The sequence below is a fragment of the Streptomyces sp. 2A115 genome, assembly GCF_052245575.1.
Classification (GTDB): Bacteria; Actinomycetota; Actinomycetes; order Streptomycetales; family Streptomycetaceae; genus Streptomyces.
In genome coordinates, this window is record NZ_JBQQCG010000011.1 from 78,588 (window position 1) to 101,741 (window position 23,154).

Annotated in this window: 25 protein-coding genes and 2 pseudogenes; 17 read left to right on the forward strand and 10 right to left on the reverse strand. The window is 69.0% G+C overall.

Features of this window, described 5'->3' with window-relative positions:
• The first annotated feature begins 72 nt into the window (after positions 1-72).
• From ACTWQR_RS12585 to ACTWQR_RS12620, 8 genes are all read left to right on the forward strand, one after another.
• On the forward strand, positions 73-1,014 hold the full coding sequence (locus tag ACTWQR_RS12585; RefSeq protein WP_443227090.1) for a type II secretion system F family protein: 942 nt from the start codon (positions 73-75) through the stop codon (positions 1,012-1,014).
• A gap of 87 nt (positions 1,015-1,101) precedes the next feature.
• The gene (locus tag ACTWQR_RS12590; protein ID WP_443227091.1) at positions 1,102-1,992 is read left to right on the forward strand and encodes a DUF5936 domain-containing protein; all 891 of its coding nucleotides are present in this window, start codon (positions 1,102-1,104) and stop codon (positions 1,990-1,992) included.
• Positions 1,993-2,050: 58 nt separating this feature from the next.
• Positions 2,051-3,502, forward strand: a complete 1,452-nt coding sequence (locus ACTWQR_RS12595; protein WP_443227092.1) for a sensor histidine kinase — start codon at positions 2,051-2,053, stop codon at positions 3,500-3,502.
• The gene (locus tag ACTWQR_RS12600; protein ID WP_443227093.1) at positions 3,495-4,313 is read left to right on the forward strand and encodes a response regulator; all 819 of its coding nucleotides are present in this window, start codon (positions 3,495-3,497) and stop codon (positions 4,311-4,313) included. The genes ACTWQR_RS12595 and ACTWQR_RS12600 overlap by 8 nt, the downstream gene beginning before the upstream one ends.
• A 165-nt stretch (positions 4,314-4,478) precedes the next feature.
• A complete protein-coding gene (locus tag ACTWQR_RS12605; protein WP_443227184.1) occupies positions 4,479-4,658 on the forward strand; it encodes a hypothetical protein in 180 nt (59 codons plus the stop codon).
• Between the two features lie 11 nt (positions 4,659-4,669).
• Positions 4,670-5,260 carry a pilus assembly protein TadG-related protein gene (locus ACTWQR_RS12610; protein WP_443227185.1) on the forward strand — a complete coding sequence of 197 codons (591 nt, stop codon included), beginning with the start codon at positions 4,670-4,672 and terminating at the stop codon, positions 5,258-5,260.
• Between the two features lie 15 nt (positions 5,261-5,275).
• Entirely contained in the window at positions 5,276-5,866 is a 591-nt protein-coding gene (locus ACTWQR_RS12615; protein ID WP_443227094.1) for a hypothetical protein, read from the forward strand.
• Positions 5,867-5,868: 2 nt separating this feature from the next.
• A complete protein-coding gene (locus ACTWQR_RS12620) occupies positions 5,869-6,489 on the forward strand; it encodes an OmpA family protein (protein ID WP_443227095.1) in 621 nt (206 codons plus the stop codon).
• 767 nt (positions 6,490-7,256) lie between these two features.
• Here ACTWQR_RS12620 and ACTWQR_RS12625 read toward each other — a convergent pair.
• Together ACTWQR_RS12625 and ACTWQR_RS12630 are read right to left on the reverse strand one after the other, a co-directional pair.
• Entirely contained in the window at positions 7,257-7,451 is a 195-nt protein-coding gene (locus tag ACTWQR_RS12625; protein ID WP_443227096.1) for a DUF397 domain-containing protein, read from the reverse strand.
• The gene (locus ACTWQR_RS12630; protein ID WP_443227097.1) at positions 7,433-8,266 is read right to left on the reverse strand and encodes a helix-turn-helix domain-containing protein; all 834 of its coding nucleotides are present in this window, start codon (positions 8,264-8,266) and stop codon (positions 7,433-7,435) included. The genes ACTWQR_RS12625 and ACTWQR_RS12630 overlap by 19 nt, the downstream gene beginning before the upstream one ends.
• A gap of 353 nt (positions 8,267-8,619) precedes the next feature.
• Here ACTWQR_RS12630 and ACTWQR_RS12635 point away from each other — a divergent pair, with 353 nt between their 5' ends.
• Positions 8,620-8,835: a hypothetical protein gene (locus tag ACTWQR_RS12635; RefSeq protein WP_443227098.1), complete on the forward strand. Its 216-nt coding sequence runs from the start codon at positions 8,620-8,622 to the stop codon at positions 8,833-8,835.
• Positions 8,836-8,944: 109 nt separating this feature from the next.
• On the opposite strand, the pseudogene ACTWQR_RS12640 reads toward ACTWQR_RS12635, so the two are convergent.
• Positions 8,945-9,133: pseudogene (locus ACTWQR_RS12640) on the reverse strand (zinc ribbon domain-containing protein); the annotation flags it as partial.
• 26 nt (positions 9,134-9,159) lie between these two features.
• On the opposite strand from ACTWQR_RS12640, the pseudogene ACTWQR_RS12645 reads away from it, so the two are divergent.
• From ACTWQR_RS12645 to ACTWQR_RS12660, 4 genes and pseudogenes are all read left to right on the forward strand, one after another.
• Positions 9,160-9,258, forward strand: a pseudogene (locus ACTWQR_RS12645) (transposase); the annotation flags it as partial.
• 102 nt (positions 9,259-9,360) lie between these two features.
• The gene (locus tag ACTWQR_RS12650; protein WP_443227099.1) at positions 9,361-9,975 is read left to right on the forward strand and encodes a DUF1266 domain-containing protein; all 615 of its coding nucleotides are present in this window, start codon (positions 9,361-9,363) and stop codon (positions 9,973-9,975) included.
• Positions 9,976-10,089: 114 nt separating this feature from the next.
• Positions 10,090-10,836, forward strand: a complete 747-nt coding sequence (gene recO / locus ACTWQR_RS12655; protein ID WP_443227100.1) for a DNA repair protein RecO — start codon at positions 10,090-10,092, stop codon at positions 10,834-10,836.
• A 129-nt stretch (positions 10,837-10,965) separates the two neighbouring features.
• Complete coding sequence (locus ACTWQR_RS12660) at positions 10,966-11,811, forward strand: isoprenyl transferase (protein WP_443227101.1); 846 nt, start codon at positions 10,966-10,968, stop codon at positions 11,809-11,811.
• Positions 11,812-12,312: 501 nt separating this feature from the next.
• Here ACTWQR_RS12660 and ACTWQR_RS12665 read toward each other — a convergent pair.
• Genes ACTWQR_RS12665 through ACTWQR_RS12680 form a run of 4 tightly spaced genes read right to left on the reverse strand, consistent with a single transcriptional unit; the run spans position 12,313 to position 15,522 of the window.
• Complete coding sequence (locus ACTWQR_RS12665; protein ID WP_443227102.1) at positions 12,313-12,732, reverse strand: Fur family transcriptional regulator; 420 nt, start codon at positions 12,730-12,732, stop codon at positions 12,313-12,315.
• 60 nt (positions 12,733-12,792) lie between these two features.
• The gene (locus ACTWQR_RS12670) at positions 12,793-13,707 is read right to left on the reverse strand and encodes a metal ABC transporter permease (RefSeq protein ID WP_443227103.1); all 915 of its coding nucleotides are present in this window, start codon (positions 13,705-13,707) and stop codon (positions 12,793-12,795) included.
• A 5-nt stretch (positions 13,708-13,712) separates the two neighbouring features.
• Complete coding sequence (locus tag ACTWQR_RS12675) at positions 13,713-14,495, reverse strand: metal ABC transporter ATP-binding protein (protein WP_443227104.1); 783 nt, start codon at positions 14,493-14,495, stop codon at positions 13,713-13,715.
• Positions 14,496-14,553: 58 nt separating this feature from the next.
• On the reverse strand, positions 14,554-15,522 hold the full coding sequence (locus ACTWQR_RS12680; protein ID WP_443227105.1) for a metal ABC transporter substrate-binding protein: 969 nt from the start codon (positions 15,520-15,522) through the stop codon (positions 14,554-14,556).
• Positions 15,523-15,825: 303 nt separating this feature from the next.
• Here ACTWQR_RS12680 and ACTWQR_RS12685 point away from each other — a divergent pair, with 303 nt between their 5' ends.
• From ACTWQR_RS12685 to ACTWQR_RS12695, 3 genes are all read left to right on the forward strand, one after another.
• A complete protein-coding gene (locus tag ACTWQR_RS12685; RefSeq protein WP_443227106.1) occupies positions 15,826-17,208 on the forward strand; it encodes a glycine--tRNA ligase in 1,383 nt (460 codons plus the stop codon).
• Between the two features lie 277 nt (positions 17,209-17,485).
• Positions 17,486-18,373 carry a DUF4394 domain-containing protein gene (locus tag ACTWQR_RS12690; protein ID WP_443227107.1) on the forward strand — a complete coding sequence of 296 codons (888 nt, stop codon included), beginning with the start codon at positions 17,486-17,488 and terminating at the stop codon, positions 18,371-18,373.
• A gap of 90 nt (positions 18,374-18,463) precedes the next feature.
• A complete protein-coding gene (locus ACTWQR_RS12695) occupies positions 18,464-18,670 on the forward strand; it encodes a hypothetical protein (RefSeq protein ID WP_443227186.1) in 207 nt (68 codons plus the stop codon).
• A gap of 15 nt (positions 18,671-18,685) precedes the next feature.
• Here the strand turns inward: ACTWQR_RS12695 and ACTWQR_RS12700 are convergent, their stop codons facing one another.
• On the reverse strand, positions 18,686-18,901 hold the full coding sequence (locus tag ACTWQR_RS12700) for a hypothetical protein (RefSeq protein ID WP_443227108.1): 216 nt from the start codon (positions 18,899-18,901) through the stop codon (positions 18,686-18,688).
• A 169-nt stretch (positions 18,902-19,070) separates the two neighbouring features.
• Entirely contained in the window at positions 19,071-20,498 is a 1,428-nt protein-coding gene (locus ACTWQR_RS12705) for an MFS transporter (RefSeq protein ID WP_443227109.1), read from the reverse strand.
• Positions 20,499-20,599: 101 nt separating this feature from the next.
• On the opposite strand from ACTWQR_RS12705, the gene ACTWQR_RS12710 reads away from it, so the two are divergent.
• The gene (locus ACTWQR_RS12710; protein ID WP_443227110.1) at positions 20,600-21,520 is read left to right on the forward strand and encodes a helix-turn-helix transcriptional regulator; all 921 of its coding nucleotides are present in this window, start codon (positions 20,600-20,602) and stop codon (positions 21,518-21,520) included.
• 130 nt (positions 21,521-21,650) lie between these two features.
• Here the strand turns inward: ACTWQR_RS12710 and ACTWQR_RS12715 are convergent, their stop codons facing one another.
• Positions 21,651-23,096 carry an MFS transporter gene (locus ACTWQR_RS12715; RefSeq protein ID WP_443227111.1) on the reverse strand — a complete coding sequence of 482 codons (1,446 nt, stop codon included), beginning with the start codon at positions 23,094-23,096 and terminating at the stop codon, positions 21,651-21,653.
• Between the last annotated feature and the right edge of the window lie 58 nt (positions 23,097-23,154).

Consider the following 23,154-nt stretch of genomic DNA (forward strand, 5'->3'; position numbering starts at 1 on the left):
GATGACGACCACCGCAGGCTTCACGGCCGGGATGACGACCACCGCAGGTTTCACAGTCGGAAGGAGCGAGCCGTGAACAACGCCGCCCTGCTCGCCCTCGGCGCCACCGTCCTGTTCGGCACTCTCGCCGTCGCGGGCGTGCACACGTACGCGTCGGGCCGCGCCCAGCGCCAGGCCCTCGTCGACCGCCTCTCCGGCGGCGGCCCCCTGCGCACCGCCGCCGGGCGCGCCCGCCGCTTCGCGGCCGTCGACCGCCGCCTTCGCCGCACTCGCCTGGGCCGCACCATCCACCTGCGCCTCTCGGCGACGGGACTCGACGTGACGGCGGGCGAGTTCTTCACGTACGTCGCCGCAGTGGTCGTCGCCCTCTGGCTGATCGCGGCCGCCGCCCTGGCCCCCTTCTTCGGACCCATCGCGGGCCTGGCCGGCGCCTGGAGCGCCGCGATCTTCCTCAACTGGCAACGCCAAAAACGCATCGAGGCCTTCATCAACCAACTCCCCGACGTGGCCCGCCTGCTGGCCAACGCGGCGGCTGCCGGCCTCGCCCTGCGCACCGCCCTGGCGATGGCGGCGGAGGAGCTGGAGGCTCCGGCAGGCGAGGAACTAGCCCGGGTAGCAGACCAGTTGACCCTGGGCCGCTCGGTCGACGACGCCCTCGGCGAACTCGCCGAACGCCTCCCGTCCCGCGAACTCGTAGTCCTGGTCACCACCTTGGTCCTGTCCAACAAGGCGGGCGGCTCCGTGGTCAACTCCCTGCGGAACCTCACCCAGACCCTGGAGGACCGCAAGGAGACCCGCCGCGAGGTCCGCACGATGCTCTCCGAGGTCAACGCGACCGCCTTCACGGTCCCGCTCCTCGGCCTCGGCTCCCTCCTCCTCATCAACTCGTCGAACGAGGGTGCCCTGGCCAAGGTGACCGGCTCCCCACTGGGCCAGACCCTGGTGCTCATCGCCATGGGCCTGTACACGATCGGCTTCTTCGTCATCCGCCGCCTCGGCAAGATCGAAGTATGAGAACGAATCCAAAGACGAGCACGAATCCAAAGGCGAGAAGAAATTCAAAGATGAGAGCGAATTCAAGATGAGGAGGAGGGGATTACCTTGCTGGCCTTGCTGCTCGCCGCACTGATGGGCCTCGCCGTCGGAGGCTTCCTCCTCGGCCTCCGCATGTACCGCGCGGACGCCAAGCTCCCCAGCGACCTGGCCCTCGCCCTGGAGGTCGGCTCGACCCGCGTCTCGAAGGCCGACTCGGCCGTCGACCGCCTCGGCATGCGGTTCGCCCCACTCGTCCTGCGCCTGATGGGCCCACGCCGGGTGGACGCCAAGCGCCGCCGCATCGACATGGCGGGCAACCCCGGCGGCCTGACCCTGAACCGTTACGCGGCCCGCCGAGCCGTGTACGGCATCTTCGGCGTCGTACTAGGACTGGTCTTCCTCACCAACGGCCAGCTCCTCTTCGCCCTCCTCACCCTGGCCTTCGGCCTCCTCGCCGCCGACGCCCTCATCTGGCAGGCCATCCGCGAACGCAAGGAGGTCATCGACCGCACGCTCCCGGACTTCCTGGACGTCCTGGCGGTCGTGGTGTCGGCGGGCCTCGGCTTCCGGCAGGCGCTGGACCGGGTCGCGGAGCGGTACGAGGGCCCGTGGGCGGACGAGTTGAGGATTACGCTGCGCCGGATGGACATGGGCGTCAGCCGCCGCCAGGCCTTCGACGAGCTGCGCAAACGCAACTCGTCGGAGCAAGTGGCCCAGTTCGTCTCGGCGTTGCAGCAGGGTGAGGAGCTGGGCTCCCCGATCGCCGACACCCTCATCCAGCTCGCCACGGACATGCGCCGCACCGACGCCCAGAACTCCCGCCGCCGGGCCGCGAAGACGATCCCCAAGGCGACGATGGTCACGCTGGTCTTCATGCTCCCGGCCACGATGATCCTCATCGCGACGGGAATGTTCATGGGCTCGGGCACGAACTTCGGCTCGATTCTGGGGCGTTGAGATGGCGGGGAGCTGGAAGCGCCGGTGGGCATGGCGCCCCTTCAAGGGGCGCGGGGCTGTGGCATTTGCGGCTCCGCCGCGTGGGCGCGACCAGCCACAACGGACCCGCAGTGCCCAAACCACCCCCCCTGCCAAGCGAGCCGCAGGCTACTTCGCGGACGACGCGGCAGCGCCCGGCAGCGTCCGCCTCCAGCTCAACGCCCTGCAGGCCCTGTGCCGCCAGGCGTTCGCGGTCCGTCTCACGCTGATCGCGATCGGCGCCCCGTTCGCGACGGCCAACGCGGCGGACGGCCCGTCCCGCTACGGCGTACTGGCCGCCGCCGTCCTGGGTGTCATGGGCTCGTACGCCATGCTCAGGGACTGGGACCGCTTCGCGCCGCGCCTCCTCGCCCACCCCACGCTCATGGCGGTGGACCTGTTCTTCGGCGCGATACTCCTGCTGACCGCGTCCCCCGCCTCCCCCCTCGCGTACGCGGCCGTCTGCACCCCGCTCCTCTCGGGCCTCCTCTACGGCTGGCGCGGCTCCGGCATCTTCACGGGCCTCCAACTCGTCGTCCTGCTCACGGTGTTCAGGGCCTGGGAACACCGCCCGGGTACCGGCGCCAGCACTCTCCTCATCGCCGGCTTCTGCGTCGCGGCCGGGATCATCGGCGTAACCCTCCGCAACCTGATGTTCCGCTTCGGCACGGCCAGCCAGGCCCTCGCCGAGGCGAACTCCCGCCTCGCCGTGGCGGAGGCCGTCGAATCCGAACGGGCCCGCCTGGCCCGCGAGATGCACGACTCCGTCGCGAAGACCCTGCACGGCCTGGCCCTGTCCGCCGAGGCGCTCGCGGTCTCCGCCGACCACGACACGGACCCCGGCGCCCTGAAGGACCAGGCCACCGCGGTGGCGGGCGCGGCACGCCGCGCGGCGGCGGAGTCCCGCGACCTGCTGACGGACCTGCGCCGACACACGGCACTGGTGAGCGGCCCGAGCGACTTGTGGACGGAACTGGCAGCGCGGGTACGGGACTTCGAGTCCCGTACGGGCCTATCGGCGAAGCTCTGCTACCCGGACATGGCCGCCCCGACTGCGACTGCGACTGCGACTGCGACTTCGGCCCCGACTTCGGCCCCGGCCCCGGCCCATGTACTCCCTCCCGGGGCGGCTCACCAGCTCCTGGCGATCGTCGCGGAGGCGCTGGAGAACACGTACCGGCACGCCCACGCGACCCGCGTGGAGGTGTGCCTGGACGTCGACGCTGACGAGTCCGCGTTGCACCTGACGGTGCGAGACGACGGAACCGGCACGTCCGTATCCCTGAATGACATACAAGCCCTGGCGAAGTCCGGCAACTTCGGTCTGCTGGGCATGCTGGAGCGCGCGACGTCAATGAGCGCGGGCATCCAACTGCGCCCAGGCGAGCACGGAGGCACGGAGATCAAGGTGGACCTCCCGCTGAGAAATCCGGGAAATCCACTGCCCACACCCCCCTCAAACACTCCCCACCAGGAGGCCGCACATGCCTGAGCAGGCACTTCCCGGCCCGCCCTTGCGAGTGCTCGTGGCCGACGACAACCCGGTCGTCCGAGCGGGCCTCGCCGCCCTGCTCGGCGCCCACCCGGACATCCGGGTCGTGGCACAGGCGTCGAACGGCGCGGAGGCGGTCACGGCCGCGACCCGCCACCGCCCGGACGCGGTCCTCCTGGACGTACGCATGCCCGGCACGGACGGCCTCACCGCACTCCCTTCGCTGGCCCGTCTCGCCCCCGTCATGATGCTGACGTACAGCCGCGAACCCGAGGTGGTGGCCGAGGCGTTGCGGCTGGGCGCGGTCGGTTACCTGGTGCACGGCGAGTTCACGGCGGAGGAACTGATCGAGGCGGTACGGGGGGCGAGCGACGGGCGCTCGGCCTTCACGCCCTCAGCCGCGGCAGTCTCGGACTCCCTCTCGGACTCCTTCTCGGACTCCGTCTCCGGATCCGTCTCCGGATCTGGATCTGTCTCGGATTCGCTCAGCGTTTCGTACGAACCGAACGAAAACTCTTCGCACCTGCAACCAGTTGTGGCACAGTCGTCAAAGGCTCGACCCGCCTACGCGGCGGGGCTCCACCGCCGCGGCCGCAACCCATCGGATTTCGGGCTGAGTTCACGGGAGGTGGAGGTCATGGATCTCATCGCGGCCGGCATGAACAACCGGCAGATCGCCGCCACGTGCTTCATCAGCGAGAAGACCGTCAAGAACCACATCAACCGCATCTTCGCAAAGCTGCACAGTTCCTCGCGCAGCGAAGCGATCGCCCACTGGCTGGGCACGGCCCACGGGGGGTGGAACCGGTGACTCCGATGTCGGGAAGTTGGGTCCCTGGGCCCACCCGTAGTAGGCGGGTTCTCACGTACGGTGCGCGGGACGGTAGTGGGTTTGGGTGGGAGGGAAGGGATCGCTGTGACCAAGAGCCTGGAGCCGGAGACGTCCGTGGGGGCGAAGCGAGCGGTTCGAGGGTGGATCCGGACCGTGGCCTCCCGAATGCGGGGGCTGGACCGAGACGCGGGAGCGGGCTTCGTGGAGTACGCGGGGCTGATGATCCTGATCGCCGGGATCTTCACGCTGATCGACGGGCTGGGGCTCGACGGTCTGATCTCGGGCGCGATCCTGGACGCGGTCACCGAGGTCGTCGGCGGCTGATCCTCGCACGCCTGCGGAGCGACCGAGGGCAGACTCTCCCCATCTACATCTGGCTGACGGGAATTCTGCTCTTCGCTGCGTTCGCGCTCTTCGCGTTTGCCCAAGCGGCGTCCGCCCGGAACGGAGCTCAATCCGCGGCGGACGCCGCTGCGTTGGCTGCGGCGCAGAGCGCTCGGGACGAGCTGATGGACGGCCTCGAAGGTGCCATCGGCGTGGACGACGACTGGCTGGACTGGCTGGGCGGCGAAGGGTACGAAGGCGCCGAAGCCGCCGCCGCGGCCGATGAGTTGGCAGCCGAGAACGACGCGACCGTCGTGGGGTTCGGGCCTTGGACAGGGGGCGAGTACCCCGGCTACCAGGTGGAGATACAGACCAACTACACGGTCGGGGACTCGATCATCCCGGGCACGGAGGGCATGCAGGCAACGGCTGATGCCGTTGCCGTCATCCAACCCCGCTGCGAATTCGACGTACCCGAGGCCCCCGAGGACATCGTCGAGCTGAACTGTGACGGCGAACCCGTGGACATCGACCCCGAAGATTTCGATTTGGACGACCTTCCCGACGCGTCCGTGCTGTTCTCTGTGCATCTGGCCGAGTGAAAGGAAGCCGTACCAATGGACTTTCGGCACACCATGAAGGGCCGCAGGGCACTGACCGCGGTTGCGATCACGACTGGGCTGATCCTCACGGTGGCCGGCTGCGGTGGGGGAGACGACGGCGGTTCGGACAAGAACACGTCGTCCTCGGCACCGACAAAGAGCGACGGGGGCGACGACAAACAGGAGTCCCAAGCACCCCCAGCTCAGCAGGCCTTGGCCGAAGTCAAGGGAGGCGGCCTGACTCTGGCGGTCACCTCGGCCACCCGAGACGAGGGCGGCTTCGTCACCGTCGAGGGAACAGTGACGAACGGCAGTGGCAAGTCATGGGTGGCTGCGGATTGGCGGGGCGACGAGCGTGAATTGGCCGGGAACGGCGGGTCCATCGCCGGTGCCAGCCTGATCGACCAGGCCGGCAAGAAAAAGTATCTGGTCCTTCGCGACACGGAGGGTCGCTGCCTCTGCACCAGGTTCACGGGTGGCCTCCAGTCAGGCGAGACCACCGAGTGGTTCGCCCAGTTCCCGGCTCCGCCGGAGGGCACCAGCGAGGTCACTTTCCAGGTGGGATCCATGCCCCCCGCCCCGGTCGAACTCTCCGAGGGCGAGTAACCATGCCCCTCACCCTCCGCACCACAGCGACCACACTCACCGCCCTCACGACCCTCGTCTTCCTGACCCCCCTCACTTCTGCCCACGCGGACGAAGGTGACCCCAGCGCCCCCCCAGGCAGCGTCACCACCTCCCCACCCCCGGAAGTGGACGCGAACAGCCCGGGCCTGAAGCTCGGCGACGGCGCGACGCTCGCGCCCGCACGCGTGCTGGACATCAAGTCGGTCGTCGAGGACCTCGGCGGTGAGGAACGCCGCGAGGACACGAACGAGGACGTGAAGTTCGCGCTCCAGGCGGAGGTCCTCTTCCCGAAGGACAGTTCGAAACTGAACCCGGAGGCGCGCTCCCGCATCCAGGCGATCGCGGAGGAGATCAAGGCTCAGAAGGCCACGAACGTCCGCGTCTTCGGCTTCACGGACAACCTGGGCTCGTACGCCCACGGCGTCACCCTCTCCAAGAAGCGCGCCGAAGCCGTCCACGACGAGCTCGCCACAGGCCTCGGCGGCGACATCACCTTCGAGGTACGCGGCTACAGCGAGGACTACCCGATCGCCGACAACACCTCGGAACAGGGCCGCCGCAAGAACCGCCGCGTGGAGGTGACGTTCCCGAAGGGGGCGTGACCGGGTTCCAACGCGAGCTGGGGATGGCTAACGAGACCTGACGAGGTTGCCGTGGAGGCCGCCCGCTTCTTGGCCAGTGTCGTGCTTCCGCAGGCCGAGTAAAGGGCGCTCCCTGCGGTCGCGTCGGCTACGCCGATTCCGCTTCGCTCCACCCTTGACACGGCCCGCTCCAGCACGAGGGAGAAGCGAGCGGGCGGCCCGGAGGGAAGGGGTCCCACTGGTCGGCCGAGGGAACGGTGGGCAGGGAGGGCACCCGGGACTTGCGGGCGCGTCCGCGCCTCGCCGGCACGCCGGGTCGGCTCAGCGGCCGACGGCCGGTGGCGCGATAACTGATCCGTACGGTGTACGGGTCGGGACGAGGTGGCGGATGCGAACCGGTTGCTGCCCCGGGCCGCTTGACCCGTCTCTCACAGTCCCACAGCTGGCAGGGAGTGATTGGAAGGTTTGGGACACCGCCACCTGGACCCGCCCTGTCCCAAACCTTCCAATCGTGACTCCGAATAGCTCCGGCTGGCCGATGCGCTCCTGCCGGTCCGCTCCCGTCGACCGGCATGCCCCACCCACCAACCCTCAGCCGCTGAGCCCACCCGGCGTGCAGGCGAGACGCCACCGCGCACCCCAAGCCCCGGCCCCCTCCCTGCCCACCGCACCCTCGGCCGACCCGTGGGACCCCTTCCCTCGGGCCGCCCGCTCGCTTCTCACCCGTGGAAGCACGACACTGGCCAAGAAGCGGGCGGCCCCCGTTCACTTGAAAGCAGGCGGTGGCGTTACTCCGCTACGGCGCCGATGAATTCCGTCCAGGCGACAGCTCCCACGACCAGCACAGGGCTGTTGAGCAACTTGCTGTCCCGGACGGGTACGACGCCGGGGACTCCGGCGGCAACTTCGACGCAGTCGCCGCCGTTGCCGTCGCTGTACGTGCTCTTGCGCCACCGAGCGTTGCTCAGGTCGAACTCGCGCATCGCCTGTAGTCCTCCGCCGCCGATTCGATCAGGGCCAGGGACGCCTCCGGCGACAATGCGGCGGCCCTGATCAGATCGTATGCGCCCTGTGAGCGCTTCACCAGCGCCGGATCGTCCAGCAGATTCCCCGAAAACACCGCCTCTGTATAGGCGGTTGGCGGTGCGTCCTCGAACTCCATCAGCTTCAGCGTCCCAGTAGGGAGCGGACAGGCGCCCGCGCTGAACGGGAGCACCTGCACCATCACCACCCAGTCCCGGGCGAGTGCCACGATGTGGTCCAACTGCTGCGACATGGTGGCCGCGTCGCCGACAACGGTGCGAAGCACGCTCTCTTGAAGCACCGCCCAATACACGGGCCTTGTAGCGTCTGTGAGGATGCGCGAACGCTCCATGCGTGCAGCGACCTTGTCCTCCACGTACTCGGCGGAGACGAACGGGTTGGTCGCTCGCGTGATCGCACGAGCGTAGGCGGGCGTCTGCAGCAGGCCTGGGACTACCAGCGGCGCGAACTCGGAGATGCCGATCGCCAGCCGCTCCAACTCCACAACCGCCGCGAAGTAATCCGCATACCGGTGGTCATCGATGAGCTTCCGCCACATCCGCTCGAAAAAGCCATCGGTTTGCAGCAGCTCATCGATCCTCCCCGCCACATCCAGCTGCGGTTTCCGAATGGCTTGTTCGAATTGCCCAATGTAGCCGCCCGACACAAAAACGCGAGAACCCAACTCCGCCTGAGTGAATCCCGCCTCCTCGCGTCGTCTCTTCAACTCCGTGCCGAAGAACTCCCAAGCCGCCTGACGCGAACCGTTGGCCATGGCCAACCCCCCTTGTACTGCACCAACGTTGCTGAGCGTAGAGGTCTTCCAAAGTCTAAGCGGCCGGCGTCACCGTGGAGATGAAAAGCGTGAAACCCAAAAGGAAAGGGGAACAGGGTGAAGGCTGACCAGCCCGGCCACGGCGCACAGCACTCGGCGGCATGCGTCGAACAAGCGGAGGAAACGGTGAAGGAATTGCGCGCAGCACTGGCGACCGCAGGAATTACGTTGCCGACACTCGGGATCGACCGGGCAACTTTGGCGCGAGAGGCCCCTTGTCCGCTCGTGGAATTGGGTCGGTGTTCCGTCGAGACGGCCGCCCGACTCGCGGCCCGACTCGCGGCGGTGATCGGATGAAGCCGAAGATCGGGACGTACGTCGTCGACACGAGGACGGGCCGGGTGGGAGTGGTGATGGGGCACGAGGGACCGTACGTACAGCTCAGACCGTTCGGCGGCGGCAAGGAGTGGGACTGCGAGCCGGACACCGTCCGGGGGGCCACCATGGCGGAACGGCTGAGCGCGGCGACGGCGTACGCCAACGCACGCAGCCGGGGCGAGGTCCCTTGAAGGCCCCTCGCGGGGGGCCCGTGAATCCCTGAGCAACGGCTTGTCATAGGGCGCGACGCCATGGCGATGTGACTCCTCCCCCAGCCTGAAGTGAAGGCGGGGCTTCTCGCTATGCCGGTTGGGCGTCGCGACGGACCAGCCCGGCCCGTAGAACATTCAGGGCGCCCACCGTGTCCGCGTGCGCGCTGTGGCCGCACGAGACGCAGTGGAACTTCTCCTGGGTGGGCCGGTTCTCCGCTGAGACGTGACCGCAGGTGGGGCAGGTCCTGGAGGTGTTGCGGGAGTCCACGGCGATCACGGCGGATCAACCGCATCGGCATGGGGCCGGTGTTCTGGGCACCCTCGTACTTCGTGGGGTCGTGTGGCGGCGCACCGCTGAGCATCGTCAAGGACTACATCGAGAACCAGAAGCGGCCTACCTGACCGTCACCCCGGAGGCAGAGAACTCCGGCGCGTCGCGCCTCCGGGCCGACGATCGCATGCCCGCCCGGCCTGAAGGCCGGGATTCCCTGAGAAGATCAAAGGATGGCGATATGGAACCGTCGCAGACCGAAGGCTGCGCGCAAGTACCCCGTTCCGCTCACCATGCACCAGCTGTGGATGGTGTCGCTGAGCGCACCGGTGAGCCGTGACCGGGACGCCTCGCGGACGACCCTGTACCCGTTCACCCGCATCGACGACGAGAAGGCCCGGCGGTGGCTGGCCGACCAGTGGGAGATCACCTCGCGTGACGCGCTGGTCGGCCGGCTCGACGGGCTCGCCCGGAGCGGCTACCGCGCGCGGGCGCGGCTGCGGCTCGGTGTCGAACCGCTGGCGTGGGACGCCGGACTGTACGTGGACATCTCCCGCCGGGGCTTCGCGGCCGGGATGCTGAGCGAGGCCGAGGCGTGGACGGCGCTCAAGAACATCGTGCCGGCGGTGGTGAGGTCGTACGGCTCCTGGAAGGAGTACGCCGAGCACTATCTGCTGGGGCGGATGGTGTGGCGGGACAACCTCCAGGGCACACCGGACGCGGGCTTCCCCGCCCCGCAGGCCGTCTCCGACGCGCATCTGCGGTCGCTCCTCGACCCGGCGAACAAGACCAGCCCCTGGAACCTGGCTCCCTGGGACGCGATCAGCAACCCCGACCACACGCGCTGACTCCGTACGCGAGAATGGATCCATGAGTCTGTTCCGCGACGACGGCGACGTGCTGCGCACCCATGACCCGGGTGAGGCGGACCAGAGCATGCCGGAAACCGGCGGGGGTCCGCGATGAGCCTCTTCCGGGACGACGGCGTCGTCCTGCGCACCCAGAAGCTGGGTGAGGCGGACCGGATCATCACGCTCCTCACCCGCGGTCACGGACGCGTACGTGCCGTGGCCCGCGGAGTGCGGCGGACCAAGTCGAAGTTCGGGGCGCGGCTCGAACCCTTCTCGCATGTGGACGTGCAGTTCTTCGCGCGGGGGAGTGAGCTGATCGGGCGCGGGCTGCCGCTGTGCACGCAGAGCGAGACGATCGCTCCGTACGGTGGCGGGATCGTCGCCGACTACGCGCGCTACACCGCCGGGACGGCCATGCTCGAGACCGCCGAGCGGTTCACCGACCACGAGGGCGAGCCCGCCGTGCAGCAGTATCTGCTGCTGGTCGGCGGGTTGCGGACGCTCGCCCAGGGTGAGCACGAGCCGCACCTCATCCTGGACGCCTTCCTGCTGCGCTCCCTCGCCGTGAACGGCTACGCGCCCAGCTTCGGTGACTGCGCCAGGTGCGGAATGCCCGGACCGAACCGGTTCTTCTCGGTCGCCGCGGGAGGTTCCGTCTGCGTCGACTGCCGGGTGCCCGGCAGCGTCGTACCCTCGCCTCAGGCCCTGGAACTGCTCGGCGCGTTGCTGACCGGAGACTGGGCGACCGCGGACGCGTGCGAGTCGCGGTACGTCAGGGAGGGCAGCGGCCTGGTGTCGGCCTATCTCCACTGGCACCTGGAGCGCGGCCTGCGCTCCCTGCGTTACGTAGAGAAATAGCCCAGCCCACAAGAGACCAGCGCCAGCCAGTTCTAAATGACCAGAGCCAAGCCCCAAAAGAGCCGGGCCAGAGCCAAGCCGCAAAAGACCAGAGCCAGCCACAGAAGCCCAGAGGGAGACGAGAAGCACATGGTGGTACGCGGGATCCTGGGGCGCCAGCGCCGCGAGTACAAGACGCCGGAGCCGCACCCGTCCGGCGCCCGCGCGCCCAAACTCCCCGGTGAGCTGATCCCGAGCCACGTGGCGTGCGTCATGGACGGGAACGGCCGCTGGGCCAAGGAGCGCGGCCTGCCGCGCACCGAAGGGCACCGGGTCGGCGAGGGCGTCGTCATGGACGTCCTCAAGGGCTGCCTGGAGCTGGGCGTCAAGAACCTCTCCCTGTACGCGTTCTCGACGGAGAACTGGAAGCGGTCACCGGAAGAGGTCCGCTTCCTCATGAACTTCAACAAGGACGTCATCCGGCGCCGGCGGGACGAGATGGACGAGCTCGGGATCCGGATCCGGTGGGTCGGCCGTATGCCCAAGCTGTGGAAGTCGGTCGTCCAGGAGCTCCAGGTCGCCCAGGAGCAGACCAAGCGGAACGACGCGATGACCTTGTACTTCTGCGTCAACTACGGCGGGCGTGCCGAGCTCGCCGATGCGGCGAAGGCCCTGGCCGCGGACGTAGCCGCCGGGAAACTCGACCCGGAGAAGGTCACCGAGAAGACCATCCAGAAGTACCTGTACTACCCGGACATGCCGGACGTGGACCTCTTCCTGCGCCCGAGCGGCGAGCAGCGCACGTCCAACTACCTGATCTGGCAGTCGAGTTACGCCGAGATGGTCTTCCAGGACGTGCTGTGGCCCGACTTCGACCGCCGTGACCTGTGGCGAGCCTGCGTCGAGTACGCCTCCCGCGACCGCCGCTTCGGCGGCGCCGTCCCGAACGAGGAGCTGCTCGCGATGCAAGAGGGCATGAAGGGCAACCAGCCGTAGGACACGTCCAGGGGCGGCCCTCCCGGCCTCCCGGCGTCCCCGCCCCCGAACCCTTGTGCGGCGGTGGCGCCGGGCGCGGTCAGGCCGAGTGCCGCGGCCGCCGTGGTCGTGCCCGCCACGGTCGTGACTGCCGTCGCGACAAGGGATGGTGGTGCTTCCGGTCGTGCGTCTCGTGGTGCGTTGATGACGTACGGAGATCATCCATACGTCCTGGATAAGGCGCAGCCGCGCTCGCCGGATAGACCGATCAACGGCGACCACCTGATCGTGTAAGCGCGCCGGGGTCGCGGGAGCGGAGACGGCGAGCGCCTGAGCGGCTCGGGCACTCCCACGCGCAACCATCAGGCGTGTCCGGGAAGTTTAGGTGGCGTCACGGGCGCCCCTTCACACGGGCGCCCCTTCAGGGGCGCGGGGAACTGCGCGCCCAGCCCCCACCAACCCGCAGATGAAAGTGGACCGAGCGGACCGAGCGGACCGAGCGGACCGAGCGGACCGAGCGCCCTACCCTTTAGCCAGCGCAGCGCAGTCCGCACACGTGCCGAAGATCTCCACCGTGTGCGCCACGTTCACGAACCCGTGCTCCGAGGCGATCGCCTCGGCCCACTTCTCAACGGCCGGCCCCTCCACCTCCACCGCCTTGCCACACACACGGCAGACAAGGTGGTGATGGTGATCGCCGGTGGAACAGCGCCGGTACACGGACTCACCGTCGGATGTGCGCAGGACGTCGACCTCACCCGCGTCCGCGAGCGACTGAAGCGTGCGGTACACGGTGGTGAGCCCGACTGCGTCGCCCTTGTGCTTGAGCATGTCGTGCAGATCCTGCGCGCTGCGGAACTCGTCGACCTCGTCGAGCGCCGCCGCCACGGCGGCACGCTGCCGGGTCGAACGGCCCCGAACGGGCGGTCCAGCGGTCGTCACCGTTGCCTCCAAAACGTCTGCGGCTTGCCGGGCCATTGTGGCACCCCGGGCCAAGAGCGGTCAGACGCCGACCTTCCCCGTGCCCGAGTGGGTGGCCGGAATCACGCACTCCGCCGGGTCGTGGGCCTCCTGCGCCGCGATCCGTGCGGTGGCCCGCGCCCTGCGCCGGGCGAGCGGCGTCGCCAGCGCCGTGAGCAGGATGAACGCGCCGATGGCCAGCAGGACGATGGTGGCTCCGGGCGGCACGTCCTCGTAGTACGAGGTCACCGTGCCGCCGATGGTCACACTCACCCCGATGGCCACCGCGATGGCGAACGTGGCGGCGAAGCTCCGGCTGAGCTGCTGTGCGGCGGCCACCGGGACCACCATCAGCGCGGACACCAGCAGCAGGCCGACGACCCGCATGGCGACCGTCACCGTGACGGCCGCCGTGACCGCCGTCAGCAGGTTCAGGGCGCGCACCGGCAGCCCGGTCACACGCGCGAACTCCTCGTCCTGGCTGACCGCGAACAGTTGCCGGCGCAGGCCCAGGGTGACCACGAGCACGAAGGCGGCGAGCACACAGATCGCCGTCACATCGCTCTCCGACACCGTCGAGAGCGAGCCGAAGAGATACGAGCTCAGGTTGGCGTTGGAGCCGCCGGGGGCGAGGTTGATGAGCATCACACCGCCCGCCATGCCTCCGTAGAAGAGCATCGCGAGCGCGATGTCGCCGCGCGTCTTGCCGTACCAGCGGATCAGCTCCATGAGCACCGCGCCGAGCACGGAGACGGCCGTCGCCATCCACACCGGGGACCAGGAGAGCAGGAAGCCGAGGCCGACACCGGTCATCGCGACGTGGCCGATGCCGTCGCCCATCAGGGCCTGGCGGCGCTGCACGAGGTAGATGCCGACGGCGGGCGCGGTGATGCCCACGAGGACGGCGGCGAGCAGGGCCCGCTGCATGAACGCGTAGTCGAGGATTTCAAGGTTCATGGTGATCAGCTCAGCAGTCCGGTCCGGATGGGTTCGGCGTCGTGAGCCGCGTGCGGGTGTACGTGGTCGTGGCCGGGCAGCGCGTGCTGGCCGACCGCGGCCGGGGGCGGACCGTCATGCAGCACGCAGCCGTCGCGCAGGACGACCGCGCGGTCGATCAGCGGCTCCAGAGGGCCCAGTTCGTGCAGGACGAGCAGGACGGACGTCCCTTGGGAAACCTGCTCGCGCAGGGTCGCTGCGAGCACCTCCTGGCTGGCCAGGTCGACGCCCGCCATGGGCTCGTCCATGATCAGCAGTTCGGGCTGGGAGGCGAGGGCGCGCGCTATCAGGACGCGCTGGTGCTGGCCGCCGGAGAGCGCGTTGACGGAGTCCTTGGCGCGGTCCGCCATGCCGACCAGCTCGATCGCCTCGCGTACGGCCTCGCGGTCGGCCTTGCGCAGCACGCCGAAGCGGGCTCGGGACAGCCGCCCGGAGGACACCACCTCGGTCACCGTCGCGGGCACACCGCCCGCGGCCGTCGTGCGCTGCGGTACGTACCCCACGCGCGCCCAGTCGCGGAACTGGCGGCGCGGGGTGCCGAAGATGTCGATCTCGCCGCCGCTGACCGGCACTTGACCGATGACCGCGCGGACGGCGGTCGACTTGCCCGAGCCGTTGGCGCCGAGCAGCGCGACGACCTCACCGCCGTGCACGGTGAGGTCGATGCCGCGCAGCACGGGGCGCGAGCCGAGTTCCGCGGTCACTTCGCGCAGGGATATGACCGGTTCCCCGAACTGGTCAGCCTTCATGGCTCGCGCCTTCCGTCGTCGCGTACCGCGTGTTGCGTACCGCGTCACCGCTGATGCTTCACTTCGCGCCGAGGGCCTTCTCCAGCGCTGCCAGGTTCGACTGCATGACTTCGATGTAGTCGTCGCCCTTGGACTTGTCGGTGATGCCCTCGAGGGGGTCGAGTACATCAGTCTTGAGTCCGGCGTCCTTGGCCAGGGTCTTCGCGGTCTTGTCGGAGACAAGTGTCTCGTAGAAGACGGTGGTTACGCCGTCGGCCTTGGCTTCCTCCTGGAGCTCCTTGACCCGAGCCGGGCTGGGCTCGCTCTCGGGGTCCAGGCCGGAGATGGCCTCCTGCGTCAGGCCGTAGCGCTCGGCGAGGTAGCTGAAGGCCGAGTGGTTGGTGAAGAAGACCTTCGACGCGGTGTTCTTCAGACCGTCCTCGAACTCCGTGTTCAGGGCGCCGAGCTTCTTCGTCAGCGCTTCGGTGTTCTTCTTGTATTCCGCCGCGTTGTCCGGGTCGGCCTTCTCGAAGGCCTTGCCCACGCCCTCGGCGACCTCGGCGTACTTCACCGGGTCCAGCCAGATGTGCGGGTCGAGGCCGGACTCCTCCTCTTCCTCGGCGGCGGGCTCCTCTTCGCCCTCGTGGGCGTGGCCGGTGCTGCCGTGGTCCTCGAGGGTGCTCAGCGTGGCTGTGTCGATCTTGGTCTTGATCTCGGACTGCGCCACGGCGTCGTCGACGGCCGGCTGGAGGTTCTTGAGATAGAGCACCGCGTCCGCCTCCTGGAGCTGCGCGGTCTGCTTGGCGCTGATCTCCAGGTCGTGCGGCTCCTGGCCGGGCTCGGTGAGGTTGGTGACGCTGACGTGGTCCCCGCCGATCTGCTCGGCGAGATACTGCATCGGGTAGAACGACGCCACGACGTCGAGCTTCCCGCTGCTCTTGCTGTCGGCGGCGTCCGACTCGGAGGAGCAGGCGGAGAGGGCTCCGAGACCGAGGGCGGTGGCCGCCGCGACCGCGGTACCGGATATAAGGCGTCGTCGTACGTTCATGACACCCATTTTCAACAAATCTGGAAACGATTGTCAATAAGCTGTCTTGTGATCTGGGCTTCATCCCGGTATGGGAGAGGTGGGGCGGCGCCGCGGAGCCGGGACCCCCTACCGATTTGATCCGGGGGGCGGGACCGCCGGTAATCTGAAGCATTCGCTCTGAAGCAATCGCTGTGAAGCAACCCGCCCGCCCGTCACCCGACCACCACCCCTCATCGAGGCTCCCCCAGAGCTAAACGCCTGGGGGCACCCCCATCGCACCGCACCAGTCAATTCGCCCGTCGTCGTAATGAAGAGAGCACCGTGGCCGCCGACAAGATCGACACCATCGTCAGCCTGAGCAAGCGCCGTGGCTTCGTCTACCCGTGCAGTGAGATCTACGGAGGCCAGAAGGCCGCCTGGGACTACGGGCCGCTGGGTGTCGAGCTCAAGGAGAACATCAAGCGCCAGTGGTGGCGCTACATGGTGACCTCGCGCGAGGACGTCGTCGGTATCGACTCGTCCGTGATCCTGGCGACCGAGGTCTGGGTGGCCTCCGGTCACGTCGCCACCTTCTCCGACCCGCTCACCGAGTGCACCTCCTGTCACAAGCGGTACCGCGCCGACCACCTGGAAGAGGCATACGAGGCCAAGCACGGCAGGCCGCCCGAGAACGGCCTCGCGGACATCAACTGCCCGAACTGCGGAAACAAGGGCCAGTTCACCGAGCCCAAGCAGTTCTCCGGCCTCCTCTCCACGCACCTCGGCCCCACCCAGGACAGCGGCTCCGTCGCCTACCTGCGCCCCGAGACCGCGCAGGGTATTTTCACCAACTTCGCCCAGGTCCAGCAGACCTCGCGCCGTAAGCCGCCGTTCGGCATCGGTCAGATGGGCAAGTCCTTCCGCAACGAGATCACGCCCGGCAACTTCATCTTCCGCACCCGCGAGTTCGAGCAGATGGAGATGGAGTTCTTCGTCAAGCCGGGCGAGGACGAGAAGTGGCAGGAGTACTGGATGCAGGAGCGCTGGAACTGGTACACCGGCCTGGGCCTGCGCGAGGAGAACATGCGCTGGTACGAGCACCCGGCCGAGAAGCTCTCCCACTACTCCAAGCGCACCGCCGACATCGAGTACCGCTTCCAGTTCGGCGGCAACGAGTGGGGTGAGCTGGAGGGCGTCGCCAACCGCACCGACTACGACCTCAACGCCCACTCCAAGGCCTCCGGCCAGGACCTCTCCTACTTCGACCAGGAGGCCGGCGAGCGCTGGACTCCGTACGTCATCGAGCCCGCGGCCGGTGTCGGCCGCGCGATGCTCGCGTTCCTTCTGGACGCGTACGTCGAGGACGAGGCGCCCAACGCCAAGGGCAAGATGGAGAAGCGCACGGTTCTGCGTCTCGACCCGCGCCTGGCGCCGGTCAAGGTCGCGGTGCTGCCGCTGTCGAGGAACCCCGAGCTGTCCCCCAAGGCCAAGGGGCTTGCCACGGCTCTTCGGCAGAACTGGAACATCGACTTCGACGACGCGGGTGCCATTGGGCGGCGTTACCGGCGGCAGGACGAGATCGGTACGCCGTTCTGTGTGACCGTGGACTTCGACACGCTCGATGACAACGCGGTAACCGTTCGTGAGCGGGACACGATGAAGCAGGAGCGGGTGTCCTTGGATCAGATCGAGGGGTACCTGGCCAGTCGGTTGATCGGCTGCTGATCGCTCCGCGGGTTGGGCCGCTTGATGGCTGCGGGCCGGTTGTGGCTGGTCGCGCAGTTCCCCGCGCCCCTAGGGGCCGCGCCCCTGCGGGGCGGCGGCCCCTCCCCCGAATGCCCCGGTTCTGTCACGTCCGTAACGGATGTAACGGAACCGGGGCTTTTGCAATCCAGGTGACACGGGGCTCCGAAGGACAGGTCGAGCGGCTCGCAGGGGGCGGGTCGCCGGGACCTCTGACGGGGGCAACATGCGTAAGCAAGCAGTCATTGGCGTATTCACGATGGCCGTTGCGATCGGGACGGTCGGGATCGTCGGGGCCGGGGCGCTGGACGGGGAGTCGGCCGAGCAGGGGACGGGGATCGCGGCCAAGGGAGCCGAGGGCGGCCTGCCGCGGGCGCTCACGCCGGGTGGGCTCCGGGCCCTCGGGCTCACCGCGGACCAGCGGCTGGTGACGTTCCGGGTCGACCGGCCCGGTGTCGTGGTGCCCCTCGGGAAGGTCGACGGGCTCAAGGGCGACAAGACGCTCGTCGGCATCGACTACCGCGTGCAGAACAAGAAGTTGTACGCGGTCGGGGACCAGGGCGGCATCTACACCATCCGCGAGCTCGGCGTTCGTGCCACCAAGGTCTCGCAGCTGACCGTCGCCCTCCAGGGCAAGGCCTTCGGCGTCGACTTCAACCCGGCCGCCAACCGGCTGCGCGTCATCAGTGACACCGGCCAGAACCTCCGCCACAACATCGACGACCCGGCGGGCGCCCCGGCCCCGAACACCACGGCCGTCGACGGCACCCTCACCAACCCGCCGGTGCCCCCGGCCCCGGGTGCCATCGCGCTCGGCGTGACCGGGGCCGCGTACACGAACAACGACCTCGACGCGACGACGGCCACCACCCTCTTCGACCTCGACACCACGCTCGACCAGGTGTCGGTGCAGTCGCCCGCCAACGCCGGCAACCTCGCACCGACAGGGAAGCTGGGCGTGGACGTGCCGCTGAACTCCGGGTTCGACATCTACAGCTCGGCGCGGAACGGGACGAACACCGGATACGCGGTGACGGGTGGCAAGGCGTACAAGGTCAACCTGCTGACGGGAAAGGCGAGCTCGACGGGGTCGTTCCCGAAGGGGCGGCAGGTGGTGGACATCGCGCTGCCGCTGAACCAGGGATGACGTGACAAGGGGGCCGGAGGCGCCCTGAGGGGCGATGGCTGACGAATGACAGCTGACAGATTTTGAAATCTGTCAGCTGTCCTCGCGGACCTGACGGCCCAGTTGGCCGAGATCGTCCGAAACGGCGTCGCCCGGGGCACGTTCGTCTCCGTCGACCCGGCGGTCACCGCTCGCGCGCTCTTGGACGCTACGGGCCGCTTCCACAACCCCTGTTACGCCCGGGAGTGGCAATTCCCGGGCATCGACGCCGAGTTCGAGGCGGTCGTGGACCTTGTGCTGCGGGGCCTGCGGGCCTGACCGGCCCGCGGCCACTCAGCTCCCCGTGCCGCCTGCCGGATCCACCGTCGCCTGATGTGCCTCCGCAAGGTGTTCCTCGGCCTTCAGCCACGGCAGGAACTGGGCGTTCTTGCGCCAGCCGCACGTATCGCATCTGATCGTCCGCTGCACGCCTGACCGTTGTACGTGGACGACGTGCTCGCGGCCGTGTTGGTCCCAGCGGCTCACCTTGCTGGTGTTGATCTGCAGCATGACGCCTCCTGGTTGTCGCGCCGGTTGCGCGCGCTAAGGAGTGTGCAGCAAGAACAACATCAACGGGGACACTTCTACGGCGAGTTGGCCGCTTGGTCATCCGCCGTAACATTGTGGTACGTCAGCGTGATCGGAGCCTCACTGTGGGTGCCCGACAGGGTCGCGGGGACTAGCTGATCGTGCGCGGCAGGCGCAGGCTCAGAGCGGTCGTGAGAACAACACCCGCCAGTTGCACCAGGAGAGTCGTCACCAGGGCGTCGCGCATTCCCATGTTCGGGGCGAGGGTGAGGAAGAGGGTGCCCAGGGTGGCTACGCCCAGGGCCAGGGCGGACTGCTGGGCGGTGATCATGACGCCGCTGCCCGCGCCGGCGCGGGACGGGGGGACCTCGGAGAGGATGACGCGGAAGAGGATGGGGAGTTGGAGGGCCTGGCCGGCGCCCGCGATGATCACGCCGGGCCAGAGTGCGAGGCCACCGAGGTCGGGCCAGGAGCCCCGGACGGTGAGGGCGAGGACGGTCACGCCCAGCGCCTGGACGAGGCCGCCCGCGGTCACGACGCGCGTGCCCCACCGCGTCACGAGCCGGGGGCCGAGCAGCGAGACCACGAAGAAGGACACCGCCATCGGGGCGAGGACGAGCCCCGCGCGGACCGGGCCCAGGTCGACTCCCTGTTGCAGGGCCACCGCGATGACGAACATGAAGCCGCTGAAGCCGATGGAGAACGGAAGGACCATCACCAGGCCCCGGCGCAGGGGCAGGTTCGAGAACAGGCTCGGGGGGACGAGGGGTGTGCGGCCCCGAGCTTCCGTTCGGCGTTCGACGAGGTAGAAGGCGGCCGTCGCGATCGGGAACAGGGCCAGTGACAGCCATGTCCACAGCGGCCAGCCCGCCGCCCGGCCCTCGGTCAGCGGGGCGAGCAGGGACACCAGGGCCACGGCCAGCAGAACCGTGCCGGGGCCGTCCACCGGCTCCGGGTGCTGCGAACGGGTCTCGGGGACGGCTCGGGCGGCCAGGACCATGGCGAGCAGCACGACCGGTACGTTCACCAGGAAGACCGCACGCCAGCCGGTGCCCGCGATGTCTGCCGCGACGAGGACGCCGCCGAGGATCTGGCCGGCCACCATGGAGAGCCCGGCCGTGGCCCCGTACAGGCCCATCGCCTTGGCGCGGCGCGGGCCCCGGGTCGCCGACTGGATGGTGGCGAGGACCTGCGGGAGCATCGCCGCGGACGCCGCGCCCTGGGCGACGCGCGCCGCGACGAGTGTCCAGGCGCTCGGTGCGAGGCCGCACGCCAGCGAGGTGAGCCCGAAGGCCGCCATCCCGCCGAGGAAGAGCCGACGTCGGCCGAACATGTCGCCGAGCCGCCCGCCGAGGACGAGGAGCACGGCGTACGCGACTCCGTACCCGGCGACGACCAGTTCCAGGACCGCCTCGCTCGCGGCCAGGTCGTGGCCGATCGTGGGCAGGGCGACGTTGACGATGAAGAAGTCGATGAGGGGCAGAGCCGCGCCGAGCAGCACGGTGAACAGTCCGAGCCCGCCGAGCACGGGTGGCGTGACGGGGGAGCGGACGGTGTGGGAAGCGATGGTTTCGGTCACGGTGAAGAGCGTGCGCCCATTCTCAGGCTGGTACCAGAGTCTTCGTATCCTGGTAGAAGGAGTACCTGGCAACAGGTTCCGCGTGACGGCAGGCTGGAGGCATGACAAGCGTGATCGAGGAGACGGTGACCCGGGAGACTCCCGCGGACGGTGCCCCCGCGAGCCGCGGCTCGGAGATCCGGCGGCACGAACTGGCGGTCTTCCTGCGCAGCCGCCGGGAGCGGATCACCCCCGAGCAGGTCGGCCTGCCCCGCGGCCGTCGTCGGCGCACGCCGGGTCTGCGCCGCGAGGAGGTCGCGCAGCTCTCCGCGGTCGGCGTCACCTGGTACACGTGGCTGGAGCAGGCCAGGGACATCCAGGTCTCCGAGCAGGTCCTCGACGCGCTGGCCCGCACCCTGATGCTCGACGCCAGCGAGCGGGCCCACCTCTTCCAGCTCGCCGGTTCCGTGGACCCGTCACCGGCGGCGAGTTGCCCCAGCGTCACCCCGGCGCTGCGCGAGATGCTGCGCCGGCTGGAGCCCGTCCCGGCCTGCATCCAGAACAGCCGGTACGACATCCTCGCGTACAACCGCACGTACGGCCGTCTGCTCATGAACAACCTCGACGCCGTACCGCCCGAGGACCGCAACTGCATGATCCTCATCTTCACGAACGACGAGTGGCGCTCCTCGGTCGTCACCCTCGACGAGAGCATGCGGCTGATGGCGGCCAGGCTGCGCGCCTCGATGGCCGGACACCTCAGCGAACCCGCCTGGAAGGTGCTGGTCAAGCGACTGAAGGCGGAGTCGCGGGAGTTCTGCGAGGTCTGGGAGCGGTACGAGGTGGTGGGCGCCCGCAGCAAGACCAAGCAGTTCCTCAACCCGTACGTCGGCCTGCTCACCCTCGACCACACCGACCTCTGGCTCAGCCCGGACTTCGGCGCCCGCATGGTGACGTACGTGCCCAGCGACGAGGAGACCCGCGAACGGCTGGAGAAGCTGCACGCGTTCGCCCTGGAGGACGAGGCCGCGGCGGTGTCCTGAGCAGGGCCCCGGCACATCGTGCCGGTGGAGGCATCCGTACTGCTTTTGAAGTGGCATGCGCCGGGGGCGACGTACTCCGCGAGGAGGACGCGGGCCCTCTACCCGACCCTGACCCGCCGGCACCGACGGGTCACGCGGTCACGCCCGCGGCGTCCCGTACCTCTGTCGCCTCCAGGCGGTCCGCCGTGCGCTCCGCGGTCCGGCGGGCCCAGTCGCCGCTCGTCAGTGCGCCCACGACCAGGACGGTCAGACCGCAGCCCGCGATGATCCACCAGCCGGGACGGGCGGCCGAGACGAAGGCGTCCTTGTACGACGACGAGCCCACGCCCGAGGCCAGCACCGCGCCGATCACCGCGACACCCAGCGTCTGCCCGAGCTGGCGGCTGGTGGAGGCGACGGCGGCGGCGACCCCGGCCTGGGCGCGGGGCATGCCGGAGACGGCGGTGTTGGTGATGGGGGCGTTGACGAAGCCGAAGCCCACGCCGAAGAGGGCGTAACCGAGGAAGAGCGTGACGTTCGACGTCTCGGCCTCGAAGGCGGCGAACAGCACGGCGCTCGCCGTCATCGCGCAGCCCGCGATCAGGAGGGAGATCCGCGGGCCCCGGCTGCCGACCAGGCGGCCGGACAGCGGCGCGCAGAGGAAGATCGGGACCGCCATCGGGAGCATCCACAGGCCCGCGTGCAGGGCGTCCAGGCCGCGTACGTTCTGCAGATAGAGCGTCGAGAGGAAGAGGAAGCCGCCGAGCGAGGCGAACGAGCCGACCGCGATCGCCGTGGCCCCGCTGAACGGCGCCGAGCGGAAGAAACGCAGGTCGATGAGGGGTTCGGCGCGGCGCGGTTCGTACCAGAGGACTCCGGTGAGCGCGGCGAGCGCGAGCACGGCGAAGGGCAGGATCGTGGTGATGCCGGACTCCGGCGCCTCGATGATCGCGTACGTCAGCGAGCCGAACAGGGCGATCACCAGGAGCTGGCCGAGCGGATCTGGGCGGCGGGCCTTGGGCGCGCGGGACTCGGGGACGTACCGCAGGGTGAGCAGGAGCGCGGCCAGGCCCACCGGCAGGTTGACCCAGAAGATCGCGCGCCAGCCGACGGACTCCACGAGCAGCCCGCCGAGCAGCGGGCCCACCGCCATCGATATGCCTGCCACGGCACCCCACGCGCCGATCGCGCGGGCGCGCTCGCGTGGGTCGGTGAAGGTGTTGGTGATGATCGACATGGCGACCGGGTTGAGCATCGACCCGCCGACCGCCTGGATCATGCGGAAGGCGACGAGCGCGTCGAGGTTCGGGGCGACGGAGCAGAGCGCCGAGCCGATGGTGAAGACGACCAGGCCGGCCAGGAAGACGCGCTTTCGGCCGATCCGGTCGGCCGTGGAGCCCGCGAGCATCAGCAGCGAGGCCAGCACCAGGGTGTAGGCGTCGATCGTCCACTGCAGACCTGAGGTGTTCGCGTCCAGTTCGCGCTGCATGGAGGGCAGGGCGACGTTGAGGATGGTGACGTCGAGGCTCACGATCAGCAGACTCGTACAGCAGATCGCGAGCACCAGTATGCGTCGGCGGTGGGTGAGCTCGGGCATACGACCCATCGTACAAGTCGATAGTGCGCCTAACTAATGACTTTGCGTGATTATTGCG